Origin of the sequence: Mycobacterium sp. 050272, from assembly GCF_039023525.1 — a bacterium.
Lineage (GTDB): Bacteria > Actinomycetota > Actinomycetes > Mycobacteriales > Mycobacteriaceae > Mycobacterium.
The window spans coordinates 132,358-156,078 of sequence record NZ_JBCHKV010000001.1; the positions used below are offsets into that span (position 1 = coordinate 132,358).

The window sequence follows — 23,721 nt, forward strand, 5'->3', positions numbered from 1 at the left end:
AATGACGGAGCATCTGACGGTGGCGTTCCTGGGGCTGGGCAACATGGGCGCGCCGATGGCGACCAACCTTGTTGCCGCCAACCACGCGGTGCGCGGGTTCGACCCGGTGCCGGCGGCCCTGGCCGCGGCAACCTCGGCCGGCGTCACCGGTTTCGACAGCGCCGCCGACGCGGTGGCCGGCGCGGACGTCGTCATTACGATGCTGCCCAACGGCGAGTTGGTCAAACGCTGTTACGCCGAGGTGCTGCCGGCCGCGCGCGCCGGCGCGCTGTTCATCGACAGCTCCACGATCTCGGTCAGCGACGCCCGCGAAGTGCACGCGCAGGCCAGGGAGCACGGGGTTGCCCAGCTGGACGCCCCGGTCTCCGGTGGGGTGAAAGGCGCTGTCGCCGGAACGCTGGCATTCATGGTCGGCGGCGAGGAAGACGCGGTGCAGCGGGCCCGCCGGGTGCTGGAACCCATGGCGGGCAAGATCATTCACTGCGGTGCGGCCGGTGCCGGGCAGGCCGCCAAGGTGTGCAACAACATGGTGCTGGCCGTACAGCAGATCGCGATCGGCGAGGCATTCGTGCTCGCCGAGAAGCTCGGGCTGTCGGCGCAATCGCTGTTCGACGTGATCACCGGCGCGACCGGCAACTGCTGGGCGGTGCACACCAATTGCCCGGTGCCGGGCCCGGTTCCGACATCGCCGGCCAACAACGACTTCAAGCCCGGATTCGCGACCGCGCTGATGAACAAGGACCTGGGGCTGGCGATGGACGCGGTGTCGTCGACGGGTTCGTGCGCGCCGCTGGGCACGCACGCCGCCGAGATCTACACTGCGTTTATCGCGTCCGACGCCTCCCACGGCGCCCTGGACTTCAGCGCGGTGATCGAGGCATTGCGGTAACAGTCGCCCGGCTGGACGCACAGCCTTGCGCAATGCGGTTGTCAGAAAGGAGCATTCGATGATCGAAGTGCTGGACGACATGCCCGCGGGAGTCACCGGCATCCGCGTATCGGGCCGGTTGAACGGTGACGATCTGCGCGACTTCAAGCCCGCCATGGAAGAGCTCGTGAGCGGCGACGAGATCAGGATCGTGGAGGTCATCGCCCCCGATTACGAGGGCTTCGGGCCCGGTGGCCTGGTTGAGGACCTCAAGCTGGGCCTCGGCAGCGTTTTCAAGCATCATTCGGCGTTCAAGCGGATCGCGGTGGTGTCCGACAAGGAGTGGGTCGCCCACACCCTGCACGCGCTGGCCTGGATGGTGCCGGGTGAGATTGCCGTGTTCGGGCTCGATGACCTCGAGCGCGCCAAACAGTGGGCCGCCGGCTAAAAGTCACCGGCGTTGCGGCGCAACGTCTCAATCGAGGACACCAGCGCCTGCGATTCGGCGGTTTCCATGCCGATGTCGGCGAACACCTGCTCGTTGAGCGTGACGGTAGCGTCCTCGACCGTGGACCGGCCGAGCTCGGTGATCTGCACCAGCGTCGTGCGCCCATCGGTGGGGTGCGGCATCCGCTGAACCAGCCCGTCGGCCTCCAGTCGGCGGATCGCGTGGCTGACGCTGGTGACGTGGACCTGCAGCCGGTCGGAGGCCTTGGTGATGGGCAGCGCCCCGGTCCGGCTGAACGCGAGCAGCCGCAGCAACTCGTAGCGCGAGAAACTCAGGTCGTACGGCCGCAGCGCCGTCTCCACACGGGCCAGCAGGATTTGATGCGCACGCATCACCGAGGTCACCGCGACCATGCCCTGCGACACATCGCCCCAGCCCGCACGTTCCCAGTTGGTGCGTGCGGCGGCGATCGGGTCGCGCTTCTTATCGGGGGCCACGCCTTTTCTTACCGCACTTGCGGCGAAAGCGGGTCAACTGGCCTGATTCAGCGGCCGTCTATTTACCGACCGCGGCCAGCACCGCGAGGGTGGATTCGCGGCTTCCCACGGTAATCCGCGCGCCACCGTCGGGATAGCAGCGCACCCGCAGCTCGCCGTCGGCGAACACATCGCTCCACGGCCGGTCGGTCTTCGACGGCAGGTACATGAAGTTCGCGTGGGCGTCGGTCGTGTATATCCCCAGCGCGGATAGCCGCATCCGCAGATACCGCCGCTCACACGTGATCATCCGGATCCGTTGCAGCAGTTCGTCTTCCGCGTTGTAGGACGCCGCGACCGCCGGCAGGCTGGTCATCGCGATACCGAACGGCAGCTGGTGTGACCACATCGTCGCGGCCAACTCGGGTGCGGCCACCCCATAGCCGATCCGCAGCCCGGCCAGCCCGTAGGCCTTGGAAAACGTCCGCACCACCACCACATTGGGGAATCGACGCGCCAGCGCCGACACCTCCACCCAGTGTTCGGGTGCGGCGAACTCGATGTACGCCTCGTCGAGCAGCACGATGGTGTCGCGATGCACCCGGCGCAGGAAACGGAACAGGTGCGACGTCGGCTCCAGCGTGCCGGTGGGGTTGTGCGGCCGGCACACCACCACAACGCGGGCACTCGCGGCCGCATCGGCCAGCCGGTCCAGATCGTTGTGGCCGCCCTTGTTCAGCGGCACCGTTACCGGGTTCAGCCGCGCCATCTGCGCGATGATCGGGTAGCCGTCGAAAGTGGGAGCCGACATGACCATCGTGTCGCCCGGAACGGTCAAAGCCTGCAAGGCCTGCAGCACCACCCCCGTCGCCCCGGCGCCCAAGACCACCTGCTCCGAACCGACCCCGATACGATTGGCGATCAGGTTGCGCAACCGCTCGGGCAGGAACTCCGGATACCGGTTGGCCGCGTCGATGGATTTGATCAACACCGATCGCACCGCGGGAAGCGGTGGGAACGGATTTTCGTTGAGCGACAACGCCAGTGGGTCGACCGCGTGCGGAACCGCGTCATCGACCTGCGCGGTGGCAGAGCTGACAAGTGGTTGCATCAGGCTCGCCCGCCCCAGCGCACCGCCGCCGCACCGGCGAAGTCGCCGGCGTGGGCGAAGCCCGCCATCAGCACCACGTCACCGGACTTGAGCTGCCCGTCGGATATCGCGCGATCCAGATTGATCGGGATCCCGGCGCCGAACAGGTTGCCGCACTCCTCGAAGGTGTCCCGGTGCCGTTCCGGTGGCAGCTCGAGCGCGTCACGCCAGTTGCGCAGAAACGCCCTGTTCGGCTGATTGGTGACCATGAGGTCAAGGTCTTTGGTAGACAATCCGATTCGGTCACAGACCGCGTACGCCACCTCGGGAACCTGCCGGTTGCCGCGGGCCAGCACCTTGGTGATCTTGCTTTCGGTGAAACCGATGCTGCCCTCACCGGGGCCGGCCTGCCACCACTGGCGGGGCGGGTCGAAGGAAAGGGTCATCTCTCCCGCGTATTCGCCGAAGGTGCGGCATTCGACATCGAGAATAGGCGACTCGTCGCCCACCTTGACGAGTCCGACCGCGGCCCCGTCACCGGGCACGGCCGACTGCGCCTTGCGGCGAATCGTCGGCTGATCGAAGAATTGACCGGCCGCGTTCTGCGCGATCGCGATCAGCGCGGTGTGCCCTTCGCCCGAAGACAGCAGTTTACGGGCCACGTTGAGCGCCAACACAAATGCCGCGCATCCACCGTTGTTCAGGTCGAGCACCCACGACGGTCGCAGGCCCAGCCGGTGGGCAATGCCGCCACCTTGCCCGTAGAACGCCATGTCGGGTACCTGCGTGTGGGTGATCAACACGTCGGCGCCTTCGACGACGTCATGGCCGTGCCGCTCGATGAGTCCCTGCACCGCGCGTTCGATCATGTCGATCGAACTCTCTTCCGGCGCAACGTGGTGGCGGAACTTCGGAGCCCGGAACATGACGTTCTCACGGAGCTCGTCGGATTCGGCGAACTGTGCGTAGTACTCGGCGGGAATCGGCTCGCCGGGCAGATAGCTGGAGACGTCGATCAGGCTGACGGTTTGGTTACCCATGATTGGCTCATCTCATCCATTCGGGGGTCACCGGCAGGCCAGTGTGGTGGCGGTACTCGGCGATTGCCTTGAGGTTCTTCAGTTCCAGCAGGTGGCCTGCGCCAAACATGTCCCAGAAGTCGCCGACCCACACCGGGCGCTGCGCAGGGGCGGTCTCCGGATACGGGTTGTGGTCGTAGAACGGGTGATGGCAATTGGTCCACAGCACAACAGAACCGGGCTTGTCGAGGACCACCTGCGCGTCGATGACGCGCATCAGGTAGATCATCCACAGATGCTTGCCTTGATCCCAAGCACAGTGATAGTCGACGGTGCGGGCCTGCTCGTTGGCGATGGTGCGCGTGTAGATCTCGGTCTGCGAGCCGAGCCGGTCGTAAGCCAGCCACAGGCCGGGCTCATCGGTTGGGGTGAAGCCGCGCAGGCTGTAGGTCCACTCTTCGAGGCTGCGCGTGTCGGATAGGTACTCGAACAGCTCGTCGGGCGGGCAGTCGATGTAATCGTTGACGGTGCAGTACTCCCCGAAGACCTGATCGTGCGGGTACACCGATCGCATCATGTCCATGATGATCGGCGTGGCCTGCTCCCTGGGGCTGGTTTCGATGCGAGTAACCCCGTCGATGAGGTCGGGGATGTCTTCAAGCGCTGGCAGCGACATTGGGGCATTTCTCCTTAACGGTCGGAATCTGGTCAATAGCAATGGTTTCTGTCTTGGCGGCGCTGAGAAATGGGGCGAACGGCGGGATCTCGTCGGCGGCACACTCGACGCTGACCACAGCGGGGCCGTCGATGCCGAGTGCCGTGCCCATTGCGGCGGCGAGCTCTTTGGCGTCGCTGACGTCGATCGACCTCAGCCCGGGGAACATGGCCGCCAGCCCGGCACCGAGCCGGCTGCGGCGAAATCGGTTGTAGCTGTAGAGGTTGTCGTAAAACAACTGCTCGCGGGTCACGCACATCGCATGCGCGTTGTTGTTGAACAACACGAACGTCACCGGCAACCGGTACTGGACGGCGGTGTGAACTTCCATGCCGTGCATGAAAAAAGCTCCGTCGCCGGCGATTACCACGGTCCGGCCCCTCGGTCGTCCGCTGTTGGCCCGTCCGAAAGCCATCCCGATACCGGCCCCGAAGCTGTAGCCCATACCGCCCATTCCGAGTGCGACGGTGAATCTGCCGTCACGCCGGGCCGGCAGGTAATGCACCGCGGACGCACCGGTGTTGCCCGCGTCGACCACGATGTCGGTGCCGTCGGGCAGCACACCGTCGAGCACCGCCATGGCATCGCGGTAGCGCAAACCCTCGCCAACCCAGGACGGAGGCGTCAATTCGGAGCGCGACACGGCGTCGGGCACCCGCACGCCGGTCGGACGGCCACTGCCGGACAAGGCATGAGTCAGCATCCGCAGCGACGTGCGCAGGTCGTCGGTGTGCACGTGTGTACACGGAACATAAGGCCGCGCAGAGCCGATCGATACGGTGCGCACCGTCGCCAGGGCGTCGTCGAGACCGGCACGTGCCGTGACGGAGAGACGGGTGCCGATCACGAGGCACACCGCGCTGGCGGTCAACGCCTGGGCCACCCCCGGGTGCCCCATCACGCCGGTCACCCCGAGCGCGGATGAGCAGCCGAATCCCGGTGTACCAGAAGCATCCTTGGCGTCGGGCACAGTAGCGACCCGGGCTCGCAGCAATGCGCGCAGCTCTTCGAGCTCGGCGCGAGCATTGTCGCGGGCCACCTGCTCGCCGGCGATGATCGTGATCGGCCCGGTGATGTTGCGGAGCACCGGAACGATCGGCTGCGGGTTCCCGATCGGCCGCGGCTCGACAGCAACAGAGCCCGATCGGTCTGCGTAGACGAATGCCTGCTGAATGTCCTTGGGCAGCAATAACACTGCTGGCCCACCCGTGCACGCTGCCGCGATGGCCCGGGACATCGCCGCGGCGATATCGGCCGGCCGCAGCACCCGCTCGCAGGACACCGACACCGCGGAGAACACCGCTTCGGCGTTCAGAGATCCATTGTTGCCGCTGGTGTCCTGGAAGCTGCCGCGGCCATCCATGGTCGCCGGAGTCTGCCCGACCAAAGCCAACACCGGGACCCGGCTCGTCAGTGATTCCCCAAGTGCCGCAACGAGGTTCAGTGCACCGCCGCCCGAAGTAGCGGCTACCACACCGAGCCCGGCACCGCTGCGGCTGTAGCCGTCGGCCATGGTGGCGGCGGAAAACTCGTGTTTGGCCAGGACCGCGGTGACCTCGGAGCGGAAATGTGCCGCGTCGTAAAGGTCTTCGATGTTGGCGCCATCCACTCCGAAGATGTGGTCGACACCGATTGACGCTAGGCATTCGACGATATGGTCAACAACCCGGTGCTTCCGAGGCATCTGCTCACCTAAGTTCGATTGAGACGATGCCTAAGGCACGAGTCAGGTGAGCCGCCGGTTCACCTGAGGAGGTTCTACAGCGAACGCTGCAACAAAACCTGACCACTGTCGGCGGCGACCACCTGCACGGCGGCGATCTGCTCGATCGGTGTCGAGATGCTCGCGGCGGGCGTCGCGGTGTGGCCGGGTTCGGCCACCCAGGTCGCCAGCCGGGTTTGGCTGCCGTCGCGGCCGACCACAACCATCGCCAACGTGTCGTGGTGCGCATACGGCGGCGCCAGGCAGACGCACTTCAAGTTGATGGACGTCCCCCAGTGCTGGCTGGAAATCTGCACCGTCGACGCCAGCAGGTTGGTACCCACCTGCGCCATCTCCGACGAAGCGGCCACCGGCTGCGGCGGGGTCGCCGACGGGCTGTGACCCTGAATGCCGACGAACACGCCCACCGCTAATACCGCGGCCGCGGCGGACGACGCCACCCAGGTGATCGCCCGCGTCCGGCGGCGGCGCCACGCCACCTTCGCCAGCAACGACGGCAAGAGCTCGGGTGAGGGCTCCGGCGCCGTCGGTGGGAGATCACCGGACTCCGCGATCGCGGCGACTTCTTCGCGATCGAGTTGCGAAAGCAGGGCCGGCACTCCACTGAGCTCGGCGACGGCGTCCCGGCAAGCCGGGCATTGCAGCATGTGCCCTTCGAATTCACGGCGGTCGACCGACGACAGCGACCCCAGCACGTATGCGGCATCCCACATCGCGTAGCGGTGATTGTCGCCCATGATCAGTCCAAAGACCTCGTTGTCGCCGGGCGGGCCTACCCCCGGAATCGGCGTCTTCATTTCATCCATCTCCTGTCACCCTTCAAGCATTCGGAGCCGATGACCACCCGGACTGGTGCCCCGAGAAGGCATCGCGCTGTCATCGAGTAACTCCGAGTTCCTGCAGAGTGAGCCGCAAAGCCCGCACGGCATAGTGTAGTCGCGACTTCACGGTTCCTTCGGCAATGTCAAGGTCGGCAGCAATCTGCGCGGTGGTCCATCCGCGGTAGTACGAACGCTCGATAACGGCGCGGTGTTCCGCGGACAATTGCGTCATCGCGTCGGCGATCAGCAACCGGTCCAGCGCCGCGTTGACCTCGTCGGGCGTGGCCTGCTCGGGCGCTCCGTCTTCGTCGAGCGAGCCGACCACGTTGCGATACCGGGCACTGCGGCGATCGTCGATGATCATGTTGCGGGCCACGGTGAACAACCAGGCCCGCGCCGACCGCTCGGTGTCGCCGACGACTTCCGGATGCTGCCAGGCCCTCAGCAGCGTTTCCTGAACGACGTCCTCGGCGTGGGCGGCATCGCCGGTCAGCCGCAGCGCATAGCGCCACAAGACCGCCGCGTGCTCGTCGTAGAGCGCCTTCATCAACGCAGCTTCTGCCGTCCCCGAAGCCCGCCAAGTACCAGCGCCCCGAGCCACTCGATCACCTCCTGCCCATTGAAACGAGGGGAACAGGCGTTTAGTTCGAGATCAGCTCACGGTGAGAATGCGGGGCCCGTCCTCGGTGACCGCCACGGTGTGCTCCCAGTGCGCCGCACGTGAGCCATCGGTGGTGGTGACCGTCCAGTCGTCGTCGAGAACCAGCGTTTTACCTGTTCCGAGGGTCAACATCGGCTCGATGGCCAGCACCGAACCGGGGGCCAGCAGCGGTCCGCGGCCGGGTGATCCCTCGTTGGGCAGGAACGGGTCCATGTGCATCTGCCGGCCGATGCCGTGGCCGCCGTAACCCTCGACGATGCCGAAGGCGCGACGGTGGCGAACCTCGGCCGCCCGCGTTCCCATTTCGATGGCGTGCGCGACGTCGGTCAACCGGTTGCCCGGGATCATGGCCGCGATGCCGGCTTCCAGCGACTCCCGGGTCGCCGCGGAGAGGGCCTCGTCGTTGGGATCGAGTGCTCCGATCCCGAACGTGATCGCGGCATCGCCGTGCCAGCCGTTCAGGACCGCACCGCAGTCGATGGAGACCAGGTCACCGTAGGCGAGAACTTCCGCGGCGGAGGGGATGCCGTGCACCACCCGGTCGTTGACCGACGCGCAGATCGACGCCGGGTAACCGTGATAGCCCAGGAACGACGGCGTCGCCCCGGCCTCCCGGATCACCGACTCGGCGATTTCGTCCAGGCTCAGCGTGGATACTCCGGCAACCGCGGCCGCGTGCACCGCCTGCAGGGCGTTGGCCACCACGGCGCCGGCCGCAGCCATCGCGTCGAGTTCGCCGGCGCTGCGCTGCGGCACTACCTTGCTTCTGCGCAGCCGCGCCAGCGCGCGCATCACTACTTGCCCAGCGCTCGCAACGCGCGCGCGAATACCTCGTCCAACGATCCGATGGCGTCGATCGTCTTGAGTTCGTCGCGGTAGTACTCCAGCAGCGGCGCGGTCTCGTCGTTGTAGACCTTGAACCGGTTGATGATGACGTCCTCGGTGTCGTCGGCGCGGCCGCGGCCCTTGAGGCGCTGCAGCAACTCGTCCTCGGACACCCGGAACTCCAGCACCGCGTCGATGTCGGTGCCGCGGCGTTCCAGCATTTCGTGCAGCGCTTTGGCCTGCTCGATCGAGCGGGGATACCCGTCCAGGATGAAGCCGTTGGCGGTGTCCGGGTCGTTCAGCCGGTCGTCGACGAGCTGGTTGGTCAGTTCGGAGGGCACCAGGTCGCCCGCGTCCAGGTAGCGCTTGGCCTCCAGGCCGAGCTTGGTGCCCTGCCCGATGTTGCTCCGGAACAGGTCCCCGGTGGAGATCTGCGGAATGCCGAGCTTTTCGCTGAGTTTCTCCGACTGTGTGCCCTTACCCGCCCCCGGTGGCCCCAGCAAAACGACTCTCACTTGAGGAACCCTTCGTAGTTGCGCTGCATCAGCTGACTCTCGATCTGTTTGACGGTATCCAACCCGACGCCAATCATGATCAGAACCGCCGTACCACCGAATGGCAGATTCTGCACCGTCCCGGCGTTCCCGATCTGCAGGAACAGGTTGGGCAGCACCGCGATCGCACCGAGGTAGATCGAGCCCGGGAGCGTGATCCGGCTCAGCACGAAACGCAGGTAGTCGGCGGTGGGCTTGCCCGGCCGGATGCCGGGGATGAAGCCGCCGAACTTCTTCATTTCGTCAGCGCGCTCGTCGGGATTGAAGGTGATCGACACGTAGAAGTACGTGAAGAAGATGATCAGCCCGAAGTAGATGCCGATGTAGACCGGATCGCTCGGGTCCGACAGGTAGGTGCCGACGAACTTGTCCCACCAGCTGTTGCCCACACCTCCGCTGCCGCTGCGGATCAACTGGGTGATCAGATGCGGGATGTAGATCAGCGACGAGGCGAAGATGACGGGGATAACACCGGCCTGGTTGACCTTGAGCGGCAGATACGTCGAGGTGCCGCCGTACATGCGCCGGCCCACCATGCGCTTGGCGTACTGCACCGGGATCCGGCGCTGGCCCTGCTCGACGAACACCACGCCGACGATGATCAGCAGCGCGGCGAGCAGCACGGCGGTGAAGATCATCCCGCCGCGGCTGTCCAGGATCGTCTTGCCTTCGGACGGAATGCGGGCGGCGATGCCGACAAAGATCAGCAGCGACATGCCGTTGCCGACGCCGCGCTCGGTGATCAGCTCACCCATCCACATCACCAGCGCCGCCCCGCTCGTCATGACGAGCACGATGACGACCAGGGTGAAGATGCTCTGGTCGGCGATGATGTCCAGCGAGCAGCCCTGCAGCAGGCCGCCGTTGGCCGCCAGAGCCACGATGCTGGTGGCCTGCAGGATGGCCAGCGCGATCGCCAGATAACGCGTGTACTGCGTCATCTTGGCCTGGCCGGACTGGCCCTCTTTGCGTAATTCCTCGAACCGTGGAATGACCACGGTGAGCAGCTGCACGATGATGCTCGCGGTGATGTAGGGCATCACGCCCACCGCGAACACGGTGAGCTTGAGCAGCGCGCCGCCGGAGAACAGGTTGATCAGCGAATAAATCTGCCCGGCTTCGCCACCGCTGGCCTCTTTAATGCACTGCTGCACGTTCGGGAAGTTGACGCCGGGCGATGGTAAAGCGGCGCCGAGGCGATACAGCACGACAATGCCAAGCGTGAAGAGGATCTTCCGTCTCAAGTCGACTGTTCGCAGCGACGAGATGAAAGCCGAAAGCACTTCTATCCTCCTGCGCGGCCGGGGGTATTCCTGCGTTTACGCGCGCTCAACACCCGCAGGCCAGGACGTACGGCGTCACGCGTCAAATCGTGTACGAGACTAACAGCTGGTCGGAGTAGATCCTTAAAAGGGCGTCATGGAGGCGCACCAAAAGGGCTCAGAAAATTCAGGAAGCGGACAGCAACCAGGCGTAGAGTTCTGAGAGCTCGTTGCATTTGCTAAGTATCAAAGCTGGCTGCCGAGGATCGAGGAGCACGATGACACGCACTGACCAAGACAGTTGGGATCTGGCCTCGAGCGTCGGCGCCACGGCCACGATGGTCGCCGCGGCCCGCGCGGTGGCCAGCAACGAGGAAAACCCGATCATCAACGATCCATTCGCGGGACCGTTGGTGCGGGCGGTCGGGCTGGACTTCTTCACGCGGGTGGTCGACGGCAATCTGACCACGGCCGAGACGCCCGAGGGCGGCCTGGGCGACCTGCAGGTCGAGACCGACTCGATCGCGGTGCGCACCCGCTTCTTCGACGATTTCTTTCGGGCCGCCGCTCGTGACGGCATCCGCCAGGCGGTGATTCTGGCCGCCGGACTCGACGCGCGCGCCTATCGGCTGTCCTGGCCGGACGGCAGCGTCGTTTACGAGGTAGATCAGCCCCAGGTCATCGAATTCAAGACCACCACGATGTCCAGTCTGGGCGCCCTACCGTCCGCGCAGCGACGCACCGTCAGCATCGACCTTCGTGATGACTGGCCAACGGCCTTGCGCAGCAGCGGGTTCGACGTGACCCAGCCGACGTCGTGGAGTGCCGAGGGGTTGCTGATGTATCTGCCCCCAGATGCCCAGGACCGGCTCTTCGACAACATCACCTCGCTGTCGGCACCCGGCAGCATGCTGGCCACCGAGTTCCATCCGCCCTCGGAGACGACGATGTCCGAGCGTGCGCAGGAGTTCAACCAGCGCTGGCTCAATCTGGGCTGCGACATCGATCTGTCGCAATTGTTCTTCGACGGCGATCGCAGCGACGTCGTCGAGTACCTGAGCGACCTCGGCTGGCAGGTGAGCTCGCGGCCACGGCGCGAACTTTTCGCCGACTACGGCCGCGATTTCCATGACAGCGAAGCCCTGTCCCAACTACGCAACATCGTCTCGGTTACCGCCACTCTCGGTTAGGAGCGCAGGCATGACGAGCGCCGACAGCAAGCGATTCGACGGCGACAGCTGGGATTTGGCGTCCAGCGTGGGCGCCACCGCCACCGCGGTGGCGGCCCGCCGGGCCATGGCGTCCAAGGGCCCCGATCCGTTGATCGACGATCCCTTCGCCGAGCCGCTGGTCAACGCCGTCGGGGTGGACGCCTTCATCCGGATGATGAACGGCGAGGTCGAACTCTCCGACGACGATCCGGCGTTCACTGCGCAGCGGCTCAGCGAGGGCATGGCCGTGCGAACCCGGTACTTCGACACCTTCCTCCTCGATGCCGCCGAGGCCGGGGTGCGCCAGGCGGTCATTCTCGCGTCCGGGCTGGACACCCGCGCCTACCGGTTGCCGTGGCCGGACGGAACCGTGCTCTACGAGATCGATCAGCCACAGGTGATCGAGTTCAAGACCCGCACCCTGGCCGACCTCGGCGCGGCCCCGACCACCGAGCGCCGGACGGTGGCGGTGGATCTGCGCGACGACTGGCCCGCCGCGTTGCGCGGCAACGGATTCGACTCGACGCAGCCGACCGCCTGGATCGCCGAGGGTCTGCTCGGGTACCTGCCGCCGGACGCCCAGGATCGCCTGTTCGACAACATCACGGCGCTGTCCGCGCCCGGCAGCCGGATCGGTACCGGCTACGTCCCCGACATGCGTGACCGGGTCGAAAAGCGGGGCCGCGAAATGAGTGAACGGTGGCGCCGGATGGGCCTGAACCTGAACTGGTCCGAACTGGTTTACACCGGCGAGCGCAACGACGTATCGGCCTACCTCACCGAACGGGGCTGGCAGACGACGGTGCACAGCACTCCGGAGATGTACGCGCACAACGGTTTTGAATTTCCCACCGAACCGTCCATGGTCGCGTTCGGTGACATCCGATACTTGTCCGCAACGCTGGGGGGTTGAGCGTGGCACGCACCGATCAAGACACCTGGGACCTGGCCTCGAGCGTGGGGGCGACCGCGACCTGGGTCGCCGCCTGTCGCGCTCTTGCCGGCAAGGGCCCGGACGCGCTGATCCACGACCCGTTCGCCGATCCGCTGGTGCGCGCGGTGGGTGCGGATTTCTTCATCCGAGTACTCGACGGCGAAATCACCGATGAGACCGGCGGTCTCGACCCCGACGCGGACCCCGATGCAGAATTCAATCTGCAGCGAATGGTCAACATGATGGCCGTGCGCACTCGGTATTTCGACGACTTCTTCACCGAGGCGACCGCCGCGGGCGTGCGCCAGGCCGTGATCCTGGCCGCGGGCCTGGATTCGCGTGCCTATCGGTTGGACTGGCCCGCGGGCACCGTCGTGTACGAGGTCGATCAACCGGCGGTCGTCGAGTTCAAGACCACCGCGCTGTTGAACCTGGGCGCCGAACCCACGGCCCAGCGCCGGACCGTTGCCGTCGACCTGCGCGACGATTGGCTAAACGCGTTGCGCCAAGCAGGTTTTGACGAGACAAAGCCCGCGGCGTGGAGCGCCGAGGGACTGCTGATGTACCTGCCGCCGGAGGCGCAGGACCGGCTGTTCGACGCGATCACGACCCTGAGCGCGCCGGGTAGCTGGCTGGCGACTGAATACCATCGCGACGGCAGCATGCCGCTGCTGCAACGGCGCGCCAAGGCGATGGCCGACCGCTGGGGCAAGTTCGGCTTCGACGTCGACGTGTCGACACTGGTCTACTACGGCGAGCGCACCCCGGCAGCGGATTACCTGACCGCGCAGGGCTGGCAGATAACGGCGCGCACCCGCGCCGATCAGTTCGCCAAGGCCGGGCTGCCCGTGCCGCCCGGCGAAGGACTCGAGGCGCTGGAGAACCACATTTCGGTGGTTGCCACCTTGCCGTAGCGGTTACTCCGGTTTGGCCGCCGGCGCCCTGACCACCAATGGCACGGCGGGAAAGCACCATGCCAGCTCCGAGCGCGACTTGCGCAGGGCAGCGGTGCCGTAGCCGTGCTTGCGGTGCTCGGGGTGAATCCAGATCCGCACGTTCACCTCGCCGGCGAGGAGCTCGCCGAACACCATTCCGACCTTCTCGCCGGAATCGATCGCCACGAACCAGGCGGCCTCTTCGTCGTCCACCCGCTTGAGGGCAGCACGGATCTCGTCGTCGATGTTCCCGGCAGGGACCCGAGAACCATCGCCGGCCTCGCCGATTTCCGCGGTGCGCGTCGCGAACAGGTCGCGGTCCTCGGCAGCGGAGAACGGCCGCAGCTCTAGGCTCTCCCCCGAGCTCGCCGGCCGCTCGCCGAGCGTGAAGCTCAGCTGCTTGTTCAGGTCTTCGAGTTCGGTGAGGATCTTGCGGCGCGAATCGATGGTGAGCTGCTCGAAGCACATACCCATTACCGCTTCGGCGGCGGCGTGGGAGGTGTCGAGCAGTTTGACGATCCCCTCGACGGCGACTGCCTTGTTTTCCGACTCCACCACGACGTCGGCTATTTCATGCCGGCGTTCAAGAGCTTTCAGAAGGGCGTCTGCGATCTCTCTGCGGGCGGCTTTGCGGTCCTGGTCAGTCATTGCACCAGACTAGAACGCCAACCCGAGTATCGCGCTAGATCCTCGACTCCGATCGGCGCGACGGGCGCTCGCCCAGTTCCAGGAAACGCCGGTAGCGGTCCTGCACCGCGGCTGTCCAGGCGGGATCGGGGTCGACGATGCGCCCGGTGCGGGCCCAGCGGGCGGCGTCGGCGATCGACGTTTCCAGCCCGGCGGCCATCCGGGCCAGGAAGGCCGCTCCCAGCGCCGCGCCCTCGGCCACCGCGGATACCTCCACCGGACGGCCGGTGGCGTCGGCGATGGCCTGCATCCATGGCTGCAGCCGGGTGCCGCCGCCGGTGGCCACGATGCGCGACACCGGCGCTGCACTGAGCTCGATCAGCTGACGAACGACGAATCCCGAAGCCTCGTACGCGGCTCTGCGCAATGCGCCGGGGCCGTGGGTCAGGTCGATGCCGTCGAGCACGGCGCGGCGGTCCGGGTCGTGGAACGGCGTGCGTTCGCCGCGAATGTAGGGCGACCACACCGGGATCCGGCGCGGATCGATCGGAGGGAAGACGTCGCCGGGTCCGGCGGGTCCCAGGACGCGATCCACCCAGCCGAGAAACAGCCCGCCCGCATTGCTGGCGCCGCCGATCTGGCTCTTGGGCGCCTTGGTGTGCGGAATGGTCCACAGCCCCGGCACCTGGCGGGCCTCGGGAATGATGACCCACACGATCAGGGTGGTTCCGCACATCACCAGCACCTCGCCGTCGCGATCGGCGCCGGCCACCATCTGCTCGCACAACGCGTCGACGGCACCCGTGCCGAGCACGGTTCGGGTCCCGGGTAGCTGCCCGGCCGCGGCGCCGATCGTCTCCACCCGCGGCAGCTGCGCCGGGGCGGCGCCGCGTTCGGCGCAGGCGGCCTGATTCCAGCCGGTGCCGTCGAACAGGGGGTACGTGGTGGCGGCGGTGGCGAAGTCGATCACCGCCTCGCCGGCCAGCGCGTGGTTGGCCACCGCCGGCGCCGGCCAGTACCCGGCCGCCCCGGGCGCTTCGGCGGCCGTCCAGCGCAGGAACTCGGCGGCTTCCCCCAGCGCGGGAAGCGATTGATCGCCGTCGACCCGGCCACGCTCGTCGCCGTACAGCAGTCCCGGGGTAACCGGCCGGCCCGCGGCATCGACGGCGGTCAGCGAGGGAACCATCGCCGAAACGGCCACCGCACGGGGTTCGGGCCCGGGAGCCAGCTGCCGCACCTGATCGAGGGCGGCCACCGGGCCGCGCCGCCACGCCTCGTCGGCGTCGTGCTCGAGCCGGTTGGGCGCGGGCACCCGAACGTGATGGGGAATGCGCACCCGCGCCGTCACGCGGCCGTCAGCGTCGGCGGCGACCGCTTTGACCGCCGTTGTCCCGATGTCGATGCCGATTGTGACGCCGTTGCGTGACACGGGCGTCACCGTACGCCAGCATTGGCATTCGTGACATCAAGACCGCGTGCCCTGGTGACGGCCCCGCTGCGTGGGCCGGGATTCGCCAGACTCCGCCAGCTGGCCGATGTGGTGTACGACCCCTGGATCGAGGCGGCCCCGTTGCGGATCTACGGCCCCGAGCAGCTGGCCGAACGGATCACCGCCGAAGCCGCCGACGTCGTTGTGGTGGAGAGCGACTCGGTGCGCGGACCGGTGTTGGAGGTGGGTCTGCGTGCGATCGCATCCACCCGCGGCGACCCCAACAACGTCGACATCGCCGGAGCCACCGCGGCAGGCATCCCGGTGCTGAATACGCCGGCCCGCAACGCCGATGCGGTCGCTGAGATCGCGGTAGCCCTGCTGTTGGCCGCCACCCGCCACGTGCTGGTCGCTGACTCGGATGTGCGCAGCGGCAACATGTTTCGCGACGGCAGCATTCCCTATCAGCGCTTCCGGGGGTGGGAGATCGCGGGGCGCACCGCCGGGCTGGTGGGGCTTGGCGCCGTCGGCCGGGCGTTGCGATGGCGGTTGACCGGGCTGGGCATGCGGGTCATCGCGCACGACCCGTATCACGACGAAGCCCGGCACAGCCTCGACGAACTGCTGAGCGAGGCCGACGTCATCTCGTTGCACGCACCGGTCACCGACGACACCACCGGGATGATCGGCGCGAAGGAATTCGCCGCGATGCGCGACGGCGTGGTTTTCCTCAACACCGCCCGCGCGCAACTGCACGACACCGACGCGCTCGTCGACGCGCTGCGCACCGGCAAGGTGGCCGCGGCGGGTCTGGACCATTTCGTGGGCGAGTTTCTGGCGACGGACCATCCGTTGGTCGGTATGCCCAATGTCGTGCTGACACCACACATCGGCGGGGCCACCTGGGACACTGAGGCACGGCAGGCGCAGATGGTCGCCGACGATCTGGAAGCCTTGCTATCCGGCAACACGCCCGCCCATATCGTCAACCCGGAGGTACTGGGGTCATGAAGTTCGTCGACAACCCGGAAACCGCGGTGCTGGACGCGGCCAAGGACATGCTGCGTCGCGGGCTCGTCGAGGGAACCGCCGGCAACATCTCGGCACGACGCCGCGACGGCAACATCGTGATCACCCCCTCGTCGGTCGACTATCGCGACATGGAGCTCGACGACTTGGTGCTCATCGACGAACACGGCGCCGTACAGCACGCAAAGGACGGCCGGGCGCCGTCCTCGGAAATGCAACTACACCTGGCGGCCTATCACGCATACGACGACATCGGCAGCGTCATCCACAGTCATCCGGTGTGGGCGACCATGTTCGCGATAGCCCATGAGGCGATTCCAGCTTGCATCGACGAATTCGCGGTCTACGTCGGCGGCGACGTTCGGTGCGCCGACTACGCCGCGTCCGGAACCCCCGACGTCGGGGTCAACGCGGTCAAGGCACTGGAGGGCCGCGGCGCCGCGCTGATCGCCAACCACGGCCTGGTCGCGGTGGGACCACGCCCGGACAAGGCCCTGCACATCACCGCCCTCGTCGAACGCACCGCTCAAATCGTCTGGGGTGCAAGGGCTCTCGGCGGACCGGTGCCGATTCCCGAGGACATCAATCGCAACTTCGCCGGTGTCTACGGCTACCTGCGCGCCAATCCCCGATGAGCCGCGTGCAGCTCGGCCGCGCCTGCGTGACGCGCATCGTGGAATTCCAGTTCGAGTTGGGGACAAAGTCTTTCGCGCAAACACCGCGTGACGGTTGGCACGACAACGCCGATCTGCTGGTGCCGGACTTCTTCGACCCCGACAGCGAGAAATGGCGCATCGCGGTGCAAAGCTGGGTCGTCGAGGTCGACGGGCTGACCGTCGTCGTGGACACCGGCGTCGGCAACGACCGTCAGCGCCCTCACATGCCGCCGCTGGATCAGCTGGACACCGCCTTCCTCACCGCCTGGGAGTCAGCCGGCATCGACCGCGCCGCGGTGGACGTGGTGATCAACACTCACATTCACTCCGACCACGTCGGGTGGAACACGATGCTCGACGGCGACGTGTGGGTCCCGACGTTTCCCAACGCCCGATACCTCGCGCCCGCAGCCGATTACCGTTACTTCGCCCCCGACGGACCGGTGGCGCGACGATCGCCGCGCACCGAGCAGGAGGCGACCCAGCAGCGCGGTGATCAGTTGGTGTTCGCCGATAGCGTGCTGCCCATCGACGAGGCCGGGCAGCTCGTCTGTTGGTCGGACGACTACCAGATCAGCCCGTCACTGCGCCTGCGGCCGGCCGCGGGACACACCCCGGGTTCCGCGGTGCTGTGGCTGGACGCGGGGGTGCCCACGGTGTTCGTCGGCGACATCACGCACAGCCCGCTGCAGGTGCGCCGTCCCGCAGACCCCTGCGCGTTCGACGTGGACGCCGCCGCTGCCGCGGCGACCCGGCACCGGATCTTCACCGAAGCCGCGCAGACACACGCCACCGTGATCCCCGCGCACTATCCCGGCCACGGCGGCGCGTCGCTGCGCGCCGTCGACGACGGATTCGAAGTCGACGAGTGGTTGGAGATCGAAAAGCTATGACTTATCGAGTAGTTCAGTGGTCGACTGGCAACATCGGCAAGCGAGCACTCGGTGCCCTGATCGACCGCGACGATTTCGAGGTGGTCGGCGTTCACGCGTTCGGGCCCGACAAAGTCGGTTGTGACGCAGGAGTTCTCGCCGAGCGTCCCCCGATCGGTGTGGCCGCGACCGACGATGTCGACGCGTTGATCGAGCTGGCACCGGATTGCGTGAACTACATGCCGCGCGCCATCGATTTCGAATTGGTGGACAGGCTGCTGCGCAGCGGCATCAACGTAGTGACCACCGGAGACTTCCTGACCGGTTCACACCACCCAATCGAGCGTGTGGCGCTGCAGGAGGCGGCGCTTCATGGCGGCGCGACGTTCCTGGGAACGGGATTCGAGCCGGGGTTCATCAACGTCGTCGCCGGCTTCCTTACGGGCGCGTGCCGAAAAGTGCACAGCGTCAAGCTTGTTGAGACGTTGGACTGCACCACTTATCCCGTCCAAGACGTATGGAAGGTGCTCGGCTTCGGCAAGCCGCCCCGAGAGCCAGTGACGCATCTCGACCCGTCGGCACAACGCTACGGGCTCGGCTACTTCGAGACGCTCGACATGATCGCCACCATGCTCGGCGTCGAACTCGACTCCAAGGAAGCATTCGTCGAGCCCGCGGTGCTGACCCGGGATCTGGATCTGGGGTGGGTCCGGTACGCCGCCGGCACCGCCGGGGGCCAGCGCCGCACCTATCGCGGTCTGCGCAACGGCCGCCCGGTGATCGAGCTCGCGATTTGCTGGACGATGAGCAGCGACGCGCTGGATCCGCAATGGGAAGACCCCGAAGGTTTCAGTGTGGTGATCGACGGCGAACCCTACGTCGACGCGACGATCCGGTTCGGCCATCCGGGCCAGGATGCGATGACGGTGTTGATGGACAGCACCGCGGTCGCGGCGGTCAACGCCATCCCCTTCCTCTGCGACGCGGCCCCTGGCATCATCACCCCAATTGATCTGCCGATCATGGGATCTCACGGCGCGATGGACTAGGCGGCGCGGCGGCGCCAGTCCCGCGGCGGCATGCCGTGCTCCCGGGTGAACTGCCGGCTGAAGTAACCGGGATCGAAAACCCCAACTCGCCGGGCGATCTCGGCGACCGGAAGGTCGGTTTCCTCCAGCAAGGTGCGTGCTTGCGCCATCCGGCGTTCGATGATCCACTCACCCACGGTGCGTCCGGTGCGGCGGCGCACCACCGTGGTGAGATGCCCCGGCGTGATGCCGAGTTCGCCCGCCACGTCACGCAGCGACAACGCCTCGCCCTTACGACGGTCGATCACCGCGAACACGTCGGCCAGCAGCGGCTCACCGCTGCGCTTGAGATCGGCCACCACATCGCGGGCCAGCCGCGCGAGCTCGATCAGCAGTAGGGTCAAGTGCGCCAGGGCGGCCTGTCGATGGCCCTCCTGCCGGGCAGTGAGTTCGGCTTCGATTGACCGGATCGCGTTGTCCCACATGGGCCGTCGGTCTTGAGGTATCTCCAGGCGCAATACCCCGCCGGAAAGTCCGTGCAAAAACGGGAAGAGCAGCGGATGCCCCCGCCAGGCCGGCCAGGGCGAACGGCCGTCCTCACCGAGCGCGGCCGGATCGAAGAACACCGCGACTCCGGCATCCAAGTCTTCCAGCCGCGCCGGGTCGAGCACCTCGCCGGCCGCGGCCACGTACACCAGGCCTGCCGCAGGGACGTACCACAGCGCCGGGAAGTCGTGGATGTGACGGCCCCGCTCGCCAAGGTCGCCCATGTGGCGGTGCAGCGACACCGGAGACATGTCCGGATCGGTGCGATATTGATAGATCGGCACACCGGCGCGGTGGCCGACCAGCCGAGGTGCCCGCGTCATGATTGCAGAATATAGTCCTACTTTTGTCGATGATCACCTAATTATGCAGTGCCCCAACCGTACATTATGGAGCACATGACTAAACATCATCCACATGACTACCTGCCAGCGACCGGTCACGCCGCTTTTCTGCCCGCGTACGACGTGATCGCCCGGGTCATGGGCCTGGGCAGCGTCTATCGGCGGCTCATCACTCAAGCCGAAATCGCCGACGGTCATCGAGTCCTGGAGATAGGCTGCGGGACAGGAAATCTCGCGATTCGCGCCAAGCGTGCCCAGCCTTCGGCGGACGTGACCGGTTGCGACCCGGACCCGCGAATCCTGGCGGTCGCGAAGCGAAAGGCGGCCCGATTGACCGGCATTCGGTTCGAACAGGGTTATGCCGAGCGGCTTCCCTACGCCGACGGCGAATTCGATCGGGTGCTGTCGTCGATGATGCTGCATCACATCAACGACGATGCGAAGCCCGCCGCGGCCGCGGAAATATTTCGGGTGCTGCGTCCGGGCGGGAGGCTGCACCTGGTGGACATCGGCGGGGATGAGACCAGCGGCGGCTTGCTGGCACGGCTCATCCGGCACAACCCGCACGCGGCCGGCAACCGCGGGGACGCGGTGCCCAGACTGCTGCGCGCGGCGGGATTCGACTGCGCCGAACTCGCCACCACGCGGCAACGCATCGTCGGCCAACTCACCTTTTACCAGGCCACCCGGCCCGCTTAGGCGCAAGATTGACCGGCGTTGCGTACGCCATTCGTCGAGGTTGCCCCGAATCGCGGGAAGCGTACAGTGGTGGAAGCTTGTTATATCAGCTAAGTATTAGCGAAGGTAAGCTAAATACATCCTATTGAGGGGGCACCACATGACTTCTTCCACCAGATACGAGGGCGATACCTGGGACCTGGCGTCCAGCGTGGGGGTCACGGCCACGATGGTCGCGGCCGCGCGCGCGATCGCGTCCCGCGCCGAACGCCCGCTGATCAACGACCCGTTCGCCGAACCGCTGGTCAAGGCCGTCGGTGTGGACCTGCTCTCCCGGCTGGCCAGTGGCGAACTGGACCCGGCCGAGCTGAACGACGTCCACGACGGCGCGGCGGGATCGGCCGGGGCGATGTCACGCATGGCCGACAACATGGCCGTGCGCACCAAGTTCTTCGACGAGTTCTTCACCGACGCCACGGACGCGGGTATCAAGCAGGTTGTGATCCTGGCGTCCGGGCTCGACTCTCGGGCCTATCGGTTGGCGTGGCCCGCCGGCACGGTGGTCTACGAGGTGGACCAGCCGCAGGTCATCGAATTCAAGACCAACGCGCTGGCGAACCTGGGCGCCGCACCGACCGCCGATCGCCGGGTGGTGGCCATCGATCTGCGCGACGACTGGCCCACCGCGCTGCGCACCGCCGGCTTCGACCCCGCCCAGCCGGCGGCATGGAGCGCCGAAGGCCTGCTCGGCTACCTGCCGCCCGAGGCCCAGGACCGGCTGCTGGACACCATCACCGCGCTGAGCGCGCCGGGCAGCCGGCTGGCCACCGAGAGCGCGCCAACCCAGGAGCCCGGTGAAGAGGAAAAGATGCGCGAGCGCATGCAGACCATCACCGAACGCTGGCGTGCACACGGGTTCGACCTGGACATGGCGGGTCTGGTCTACCTCGGCGACCGCAACGAGGCGGTCGAATACCTGGCCGAACGCGGCTGGCGTCTGCAGAGCAGCAGCATCCGGGAGTTGTTCGCGGACAACGGCTTTGAACCGCTCGAGGACGACGACATGCGGATGGGCGAGATGCTCTACACCAGCGGCACCCTGGAAAAGAAAGCGAAATAGATGAGCACTGACTCAGGACGTACCGAAGGCGACAGCTGGGACCTGGCCAGCAGCGTGGGAGCGACGGCCACCATGGTCGCCGCGTCCCGCGCCGTGGCGTCGCAGGGACCCGACGCGCTACTTGACGACCCCTACGCGGATCCGCTGGTGCGGGCCGTTGGGCTGGATGTCTTCGTCCGCGTGATCGACGGCAAGATCGATTTCGAGGACGACGCGCTGCTCAACCGCCAGGCGCGGATCCATCAGATGACCGTGCGCACCAGGTTCTTCGACGACTTCTTCACCAGCGCAACCGAAGACGGTGTGCGGCAGGCGGTGATCCTGGCGTCGGGTCTGGACACCAGGGCTTACCGGCTGCCGTGGCCGGCCGGCACGGTGGTATACGAGATCGACCAACCCCAGGTCATCGCGTTCAAGACCGAAACACTGGCCGGTATCGGCGCCGAGCCGAGCGCGCAACGCCGTACCGTCGCGATCGACCTGCGCGCCGACTGGCCCGCGGCGCTGCGGGCGGCCGGCTTCGACGTCACGCAGCCGACCGCCTGGAGTGCGGAAGGGCTGCTGCCCTACCTGCCGCCGGAAGCCCAGGACCGGTTGTTCGACCACATCACCGCGCTGAGCGCGCCGGGCAGCCGAGTCGCCACCGAGCATGTGCCAGACCCCAACGCGTTCACCAACGAGCGCTTGCAGCAGATCAGCGACCGGTGGCGCAGCTTCGGGTTCAACCTGAACGCGGCCGACCTGTTCTACCAGGGCGAGCGCAGCGTCGTGGTGGACTATTTGAACACGCACGGCTGGCAGGTGGAGGCGCATTCCGCCAAGGAGCTGTATGCCCGCAACGGGTTTGAGTTTCCGTCCGACGAGATGACGGCCGCCTTCGGCGACATGAGCTATGTGGACGCGACGCTGAAGTAGGGCTTGGTTAGGGTCGTCTCATGCCTCGCGCACACGACGATAATTGGGATCTGGCGTCCAGCGTGGGCGCGACCGCAACCATGGTCGCGACCGGGCGTGCCATGGCGACGAAGGATCCCCGCGGCCTGATCAACGATCCGTTCGCCGAGCCTCTCGTGCGCGCGGTCGGCGTGGATTTCTTCACCAAGATGATGGACGGCGAGCTCGACCTGTCGGCCATCGAGAACGCCACCCCGGTCCGCATGCGGTCGATGGTCGACGGGATGGCGGTGCGCACGAAGTATTTCGACGACTACTTCGTCAACGCCACCGCCGCCGGCGTGCGCCAGGTGGTGATCCTCGCGTCCGGGTTGGACTCGCGCGCCTACCGGTTGCCGTGGCCCGCCGAGACAGTGGTGTACGAAATCGACCAGCCGCAGGTAATCGATTTCAAGACAACCACTTTGGCCGATATCGGAGCACAGCCGACCGCTATCCGGCGCACCATTCCGATCGATCTGCGCCAGGACTGGCCAGCCGCACTTCGGGCCGCCGGGTTCGACACCAACACGCCGACCGCGTGGTTGGCCGAGGGGCTGCTGATCTACCTGCCGCCCGAAGCCCAGGACCTGTTGTTCGACAACATCACCGCCCTGTCCGTGCCGGGCAGCACGATCGCCACCGAATTCGTTCCGGGCATCGTGGATTTCGATGCCGATCGGGTGCGCGAGATGTCGGGCTCTTTCCGGGAGCACGGCGTCGACATCGACATGGCGTCGCTGGTGTACGCGGGGCAGCGCAACCACGTCGTCGACTATCTGGGCACTAAGGGCTGGACCGTCGAGGGCGTCACGCGCACGGAGTTGTTCGGCCAAAACGGCCTGGAGGTGCCGCCGCCGGAAAACGATGACCCGCTCGGCGAGATCATCTTCATCAGCGGCCGGCTCGACGGCTAG

At 66.5% G+C, this 23,721-nt stretch carries 26 protein-coding genes; 13 read left to right on the top strand and 13 right to left on the bottom strand.

Going from position 1 to position 23,721, the window contains the following annotated elements; genetic code table 11:
• Position 1 precedes the first annotated feature (1 nt).
• Both mmsB and AAHS21_RS00615 read left to right on the top strand, forming a co-directional pair.
• Positions 2-889, top strand: coding sequence for a 3-hydroxyisobutyrate dehydrogenase (mmsB, locus tag AAHS21_RS00610; RefSeq protein WP_342925818.1), 888 nt, complete (start codon positions 2-4; stop codon positions 887-889).
• Between the two features lie 58 nt (positions 890-947).
• Entirely contained in the window at positions 948-1,316 is a 369-nt protein-coding gene (locus tag AAHS21_RS00615) for an STAS/SEC14 domain-containing protein (RefSeq protein WP_342925819.1), read from the top strand.
• Here the strand turns inward: AAHS21_RS00615 and AAHS21_RS00620 are convergent.
• The 10 genes from AAHS21_RS00620 to secY all read right to left on the bottom strand — a co-directional run bounded on the left by AAHS21_RS00620 (position 1,313) and on the right by secY (position 10,483).
• The gene (locus tag AAHS21_RS00620) at positions 1,313-1,813 is read right to left on the bottom strand and encodes a MarR family transcriptional regulator (protein WP_342925820.1); all 501 of its coding nucleotides are present in this window, start codon (positions 1,811-1,813) and stop codon (positions 1,313-1,315) included. The two genes, AAHS21_RS00615 and AAHS21_RS00620, sit on opposite strands and share 4 nt — an antisense overlap.
• Before the next feature lie 58 nt (positions 1,814-1,871).
• Positions 1,872-2,903 (bottom strand): aminotransferase class I/II-fold pyridoxal phosphate-dependent enzyme, encoded by a 1,032-nt coding sequence (locus AAHS21_RS00625; RefSeq protein ID WP_342925821.1) that lies wholly within the window; start codon positions 2,901-2,903, stop codon positions 1,872-1,874.
• Positions 2,903-3,922, bottom strand: a complete 1,020-nt coding sequence (locus AAHS21_RS00630) for a 3-oxoacyl-[acyl-carrier-protein] synthase III C-terminal domain-containing protein (RefSeq protein ID WP_342925822.1) — start codon at positions 3,920-3,922, stop codon at positions 2,903-2,905. Before AAHS21_RS00630 ends, AAHS21_RS00625 begins: the two co-directional genes overlap by 1 nt.
• Positions 3,923-3,929: 7 nt before the next feature.
• On the bottom strand, positions 3,930-4,577 hold the full coding sequence (locus AAHS21_RS00635) for an SRPBCC family protein (protein WP_342925823.1): 648 nt from the start codon (positions 4,575-4,577) through the stop codon (positions 3,930-3,932).
• Entirely contained in the window at positions 4,558-6,300 is a 1,743-nt protein-coding gene (locus AAHS21_RS00640; protein ID WP_342925824.1) for a thiamine pyrophosphate-binding protein, read from the bottom strand. Before AAHS21_RS00640 ends, AAHS21_RS00635 begins: the two co-directional genes overlap by 20 nt.
• Before the next feature lie 74 nt (positions 6,301-6,374).
• On the bottom strand, positions 6,375-7,145 hold the full coding sequence (locus tag AAHS21_RS00645; RefSeq protein ID WP_342925825.1) for a zf-HC2 domain-containing protein: 771 nt from the start codon (positions 7,143-7,145) through the stop codon (positions 6,375-6,377).
• Positions 7,146-7,215: 70 nt separating this feature from the next.
• Positions 7,216-7,761, bottom strand: a complete 546-nt coding sequence (locus tag AAHS21_RS00650; RefSeq protein WP_342925826.1) for a sigma-70 family RNA polymerase sigma factor — start codon at positions 7,759-7,761, stop codon at positions 7,216-7,218.
• A gap of 51 nt (positions 7,762-7,812) precedes the next feature.
• Positions 7,813-8,613, bottom strand: coding sequence for a type I methionyl aminopeptidase (gene map, locus AAHS21_RS00655; protein ID WP_342925827.1), 801 nt, complete (start codon positions 8,611-8,613; stop codon positions 7,813-7,815).
• A 2-nt stretch (positions 8,614-8,615) separates the two neighbouring features.
• Positions 8,616-9,161, bottom strand: a complete 546-nt coding sequence (locus AAHS21_RS00660) for an adenylate kinase (protein WP_342925828.1) — start codon at positions 9,159-9,161, stop codon at positions 8,616-8,618.
• Positions 9,158-10,483: a preprotein translocase subunit SecY gene (gene secY, locus AAHS21_RS00665; protein ID WP_342925829.1), complete on the bottom strand. Its 1,326-nt coding sequence runs from the start codon at positions 10,481-10,483 to the stop codon at positions 9,158-9,160. The genes AAHS21_RS00660 and secY overlap by 4 nt, the downstream gene beginning before the upstream one ends.
• A 257-nt stretch (positions 10,484-10,740) precedes the next feature.
• On the opposite strand from secY, the gene AAHS21_RS00670 reads away from it, so the two are divergent.
• From AAHS21_RS00670 to AAHS21_RS00680, 3 genes are read left to right on the top strand one after another with little or no spacing between them, the layout of a single operon-like run.
• Positions 10,741-11,652 (top strand): class I SAM-dependent methyltransferase, encoded by a 912-nt coding sequence (locus tag AAHS21_RS00670; RefSeq protein WP_342925830.1) that lies wholly within the window; start codon positions 10,741-10,743, stop codon positions 11,650-11,652.
• Positions 11,653-11,662: 10 nt separating this feature from the next.
• Positions 11,663-12,586, top strand: a complete 924-nt coding sequence (locus AAHS21_RS00675) for a class I SAM-dependent methyltransferase (protein ID WP_342925831.1) — start codon at positions 11,663-11,665, stop codon at positions 12,584-12,586.
• Positions 12,587-12,588: 2 nt separating this feature from the next.
• Entirely contained in the window at positions 12,589-13,521 is a 933-nt protein-coding gene (locus tag AAHS21_RS00680; RefSeq protein WP_342925832.1) for a class I SAM-dependent methyltransferase, read from the top strand.
• 3 nt (positions 13,522-13,524) lie between these two features.
• On the opposite strand, the gene AAHS21_RS00685 is transcribed toward AAHS21_RS00680, so the two are convergent.
• Positions 13,525-14,190, bottom strand: coding sequence for a GNAT family N-acetyltransferase (locus AAHS21_RS00685; protein WP_342925833.1), 666 nt, complete (start codon positions 14,188-14,190; stop codon positions 13,525-13,527).
• 34 nt (positions 14,191-14,224) lie between these two features.
• A complete protein-coding gene (locus tag AAHS21_RS00690; protein WP_342925834.1) occupies positions 14,225-15,598 on the bottom strand; it encodes an FGGY-family carbohydrate kinase in 1,374 nt (457 codons plus the stop codon).
• A gap of 30 nt (positions 15,599-15,628) precedes the next feature.
• On the opposite strand from AAHS21_RS00690, the gene AAHS21_RS00695 reads away from it, so the two are divergent.
• Genes AAHS21_RS00695 through AAHS21_RS00710 form a run of 4 tightly spaced genes read left to right on the top strand, consistent with a single transcriptional unit; the run spans position 15,629 to position 19,204 of the window.
• Positions 15,629-16,609, top strand: a complete 981-nt coding sequence (locus tag AAHS21_RS00695; RefSeq protein WP_342925835.1) for an NAD(P)-dependent oxidoreductase — start codon at positions 15,629-15,631, stop codon at positions 16,607-16,609.
• Positions 16,606-17,262: an L-fuculose-phosphate aldolase gene (locus AAHS21_RS00700; RefSeq protein WP_342925836.1), complete on the top strand. Its 657-nt coding sequence runs from the start codon at positions 16,606-16,608 to the stop codon at positions 17,260-17,262. Before AAHS21_RS00695 ends, AAHS21_RS00700 begins: the two co-directional genes overlap by 4 nt.
• Positions 17,259-18,176: an MBL fold metallo-hydrolase gene (locus AAHS21_RS00705; protein ID WP_342925837.1), complete on the top strand. Its 918-nt coding sequence runs from the start codon at positions 17,259-17,261 to the stop codon at positions 18,174-18,176. Before AAHS21_RS00700 ends, AAHS21_RS00705 begins: the two co-directional genes overlap by 4 nt.
• Positions 18,173-19,204 (top strand): dihydrodipicolinate reductase, encoded by a 1,032-nt coding sequence (locus AAHS21_RS00710; protein WP_342925838.1) that lies wholly within the window; start codon positions 18,173-18,175, stop codon positions 19,202-19,204. Before AAHS21_RS00705 ends, AAHS21_RS00710 begins: the two co-directional genes overlap by 4 nt.
• On the opposite strand, the gene AAHS21_RS00715 is transcribed toward AAHS21_RS00710, so the two are convergent.
• The gene (locus AAHS21_RS00715) at positions 19,201-20,052 is read right to left on the bottom strand and encodes an AraC family transcriptional regulator (RefSeq protein WP_342925839.1); all 852 of its coding nucleotides are present in this window, start codon (positions 20,050-20,052) and stop codon (positions 19,201-19,203) included. The genes AAHS21_RS00710 and AAHS21_RS00715 overlap by 4 nt on opposite strands.
• A gap of 66 nt (positions 20,053-20,118) precedes the next feature.
• Between AAHS21_RS00715 and AAHS21_RS00720 the strand changes: the two genes are divergently transcribed.
• The 4 genes from AAHS21_RS00720 (at position 20,119) to AAHS21_RS00735 (ending at position 23,721) form a co-directional block, all read left to right on the top strand.
• A complete protein-coding gene (locus tag AAHS21_RS00720; protein ID WP_342925840.1) occupies positions 20,119-20,772 on the top strand; it encodes a class I SAM-dependent methyltransferase in 654 nt (217 codons plus the stop codon).
• 139 nt (positions 20,773-20,911) lie between these two features.
• Positions 20,912-21,871 carry a class I SAM-dependent methyltransferase gene (locus AAHS21_RS00725; protein ID WP_342925841.1) on the top strand — a complete coding sequence of 320 codons (960 nt, stop codon included), beginning with the start codon at positions 20,912-20,914 and terminating at the stop codon, positions 21,869-21,871.
• Positions 21,872-22,786 carry a class I SAM-dependent methyltransferase gene (locus tag AAHS21_RS00730; RefSeq protein WP_342925842.1) on the top strand — a complete coding sequence of 305 codons (915 nt, stop codon included), beginning with the start codon at positions 21,872-21,874 and terminating at the stop codon, positions 22,784-22,786. It begins immediately after the preceding gene.
• Positions 22,787-22,806: 20 nt separating this feature from the next.
• Positions 22,807-23,721 (top strand): class I SAM-dependent methyltransferase, encoded by a 915-nt coding sequence (locus tag AAHS21_RS00735; protein ID WP_342925843.1) that lies wholly within the window; start codon positions 22,807-22,809, stop codon positions 23,719-23,721.

Excerpts from the sequence above, each read along its gene's own strand:
- AAHS21_RS00725 (WP_342925841.1), top strand. The coding sequence starts at position 20,912 with ATGACTTCTTCCACCAGATACGAGGGCGATACCTGGGACCTGGCGTCC.
- AAHS21_RS00685 (WP_342925833.1), bottom strand. The coding sequence starts at position 14,190 with ATGACTGACCAGGACCGCAAAGCCGCCCGCAGAGAGATCGCAGACGCC.
- AAHS21_RS00640 (WP_342925824.1), bottom strand. The coding sequence starts at position 6,300 with ATGCCTCGGAAGCACCGGGTTGTTGACCATATCGTCGAATGCCTAGCG.
- AAHS21_RS00615 (WP_342925819.1), top strand. The coding sequence starts at position 948 with ATGATCGAAGTGCTGGACGACATGCCCGCGGGAGTCACCGGCATCCGC.
- AAHS21_RS00715 (WP_342925839.1), bottom strand. The coding sequence starts at position 20,052 with ATGACGCGGGCACCTCGGCTGGTCGGCCACCGCGCCGGTGTGCCGATC.
- AAHS21_RS00735 (WP_342925843.1), top strand. The coding sequence starts at position 22,807 with ATGCCTCGCGCACACGACGATAATTGGGATCTGGCGTCCAGCGTGGGC.
- AAHS21_RS00625 (WP_342925821.1), bottom strand. The coding sequence starts at position 2,903 with ATGCAACCACTTGTCAGCTCTGCCACCGCGCAGGTCGATGACGCGGTT.
- AAHS21_RS00720 (WP_342925840.1), top strand. The coding sequence starts at position 20,119 with ATGGAGCACATGACTAAACATCATCCACATGACTACCTGCCAGCGACC.
- mmsB (WP_342925818.1), top strand. The coding sequence starts at position 2 with ATGACGGAGCATCTGACGGTGGCGTTCCTGGGGCTGGGCAACATGGGC.
- AAHS21_RS00645 (WP_342925825.1), bottom strand. The coding sequence starts at position 7,145 with ATGGATGAAATGAAGACGCCGATTCCGGGGGTAGGCCCGCCCGGCGAC.
- AAHS21_RS00670 (WP_342925830.1), top strand. The coding sequence starts at position 10,741 with ATGACACGCACTGACCAAGACAGTTGGGATCTGGCCTCGAGCGTCGGC.
- AAHS21_RS00635 (WP_342925823.1), bottom strand. The coding sequence starts at position 4,577 with ATGTCGCTGCCAGCGCTTGAAGACATCCCCGACCTCATCGACGGGGTT.
- AAHS21_RS00730 (WP_342925842.1), top strand. The coding sequence starts at position 21,872 with ATGAGCACTGACTCAGGACGTACCGAAGGCGACAGCTGGGACCTGGCC.
- AAHS21_RS00630 (WP_342925822.1), bottom strand. The coding sequence starts at position 3,922 with ATGGGTAACCAAACCGTCAGCCTGATCGACGTCTCCAGCTATCTGCCC.
- AAHS21_RS00700 (WP_342925836.1), top strand. The coding sequence starts at position 16,606 with ATGAAGTTCGTCGACAACCCGGAAACCGCGGTGCTGGACGCGGCCAAG.
- AAHS21_RS00705 (WP_342925837.1), top strand. The coding sequence starts at position 17,259 with ATGAGCCGCGTGCAGCTCGGCCGCGCCTGCGTGACGCGCATCGTGGAA.
- AAHS21_RS00675 (WP_342925831.1), top strand. The coding sequence starts at position 11,663 with ATGACGAGCGCCGACAGCAAGCGATTCGACGGCGACAGCTGGGATTTG.
- map (WP_342925827.1), bottom strand. The coding sequence starts at position 8,613 with ATGCGCGCGCTGGCGCGGCTGCGCAGAAGCAAGGTAGTGCCGCAGCGC.
- AAHS21_RS00710 (WP_342925838.1), top strand. The coding sequence starts at position 18,173 with ATGACTTATCGAGTAGTTCAGTGGTCGACTGGCAACATCGGCAAGCGA.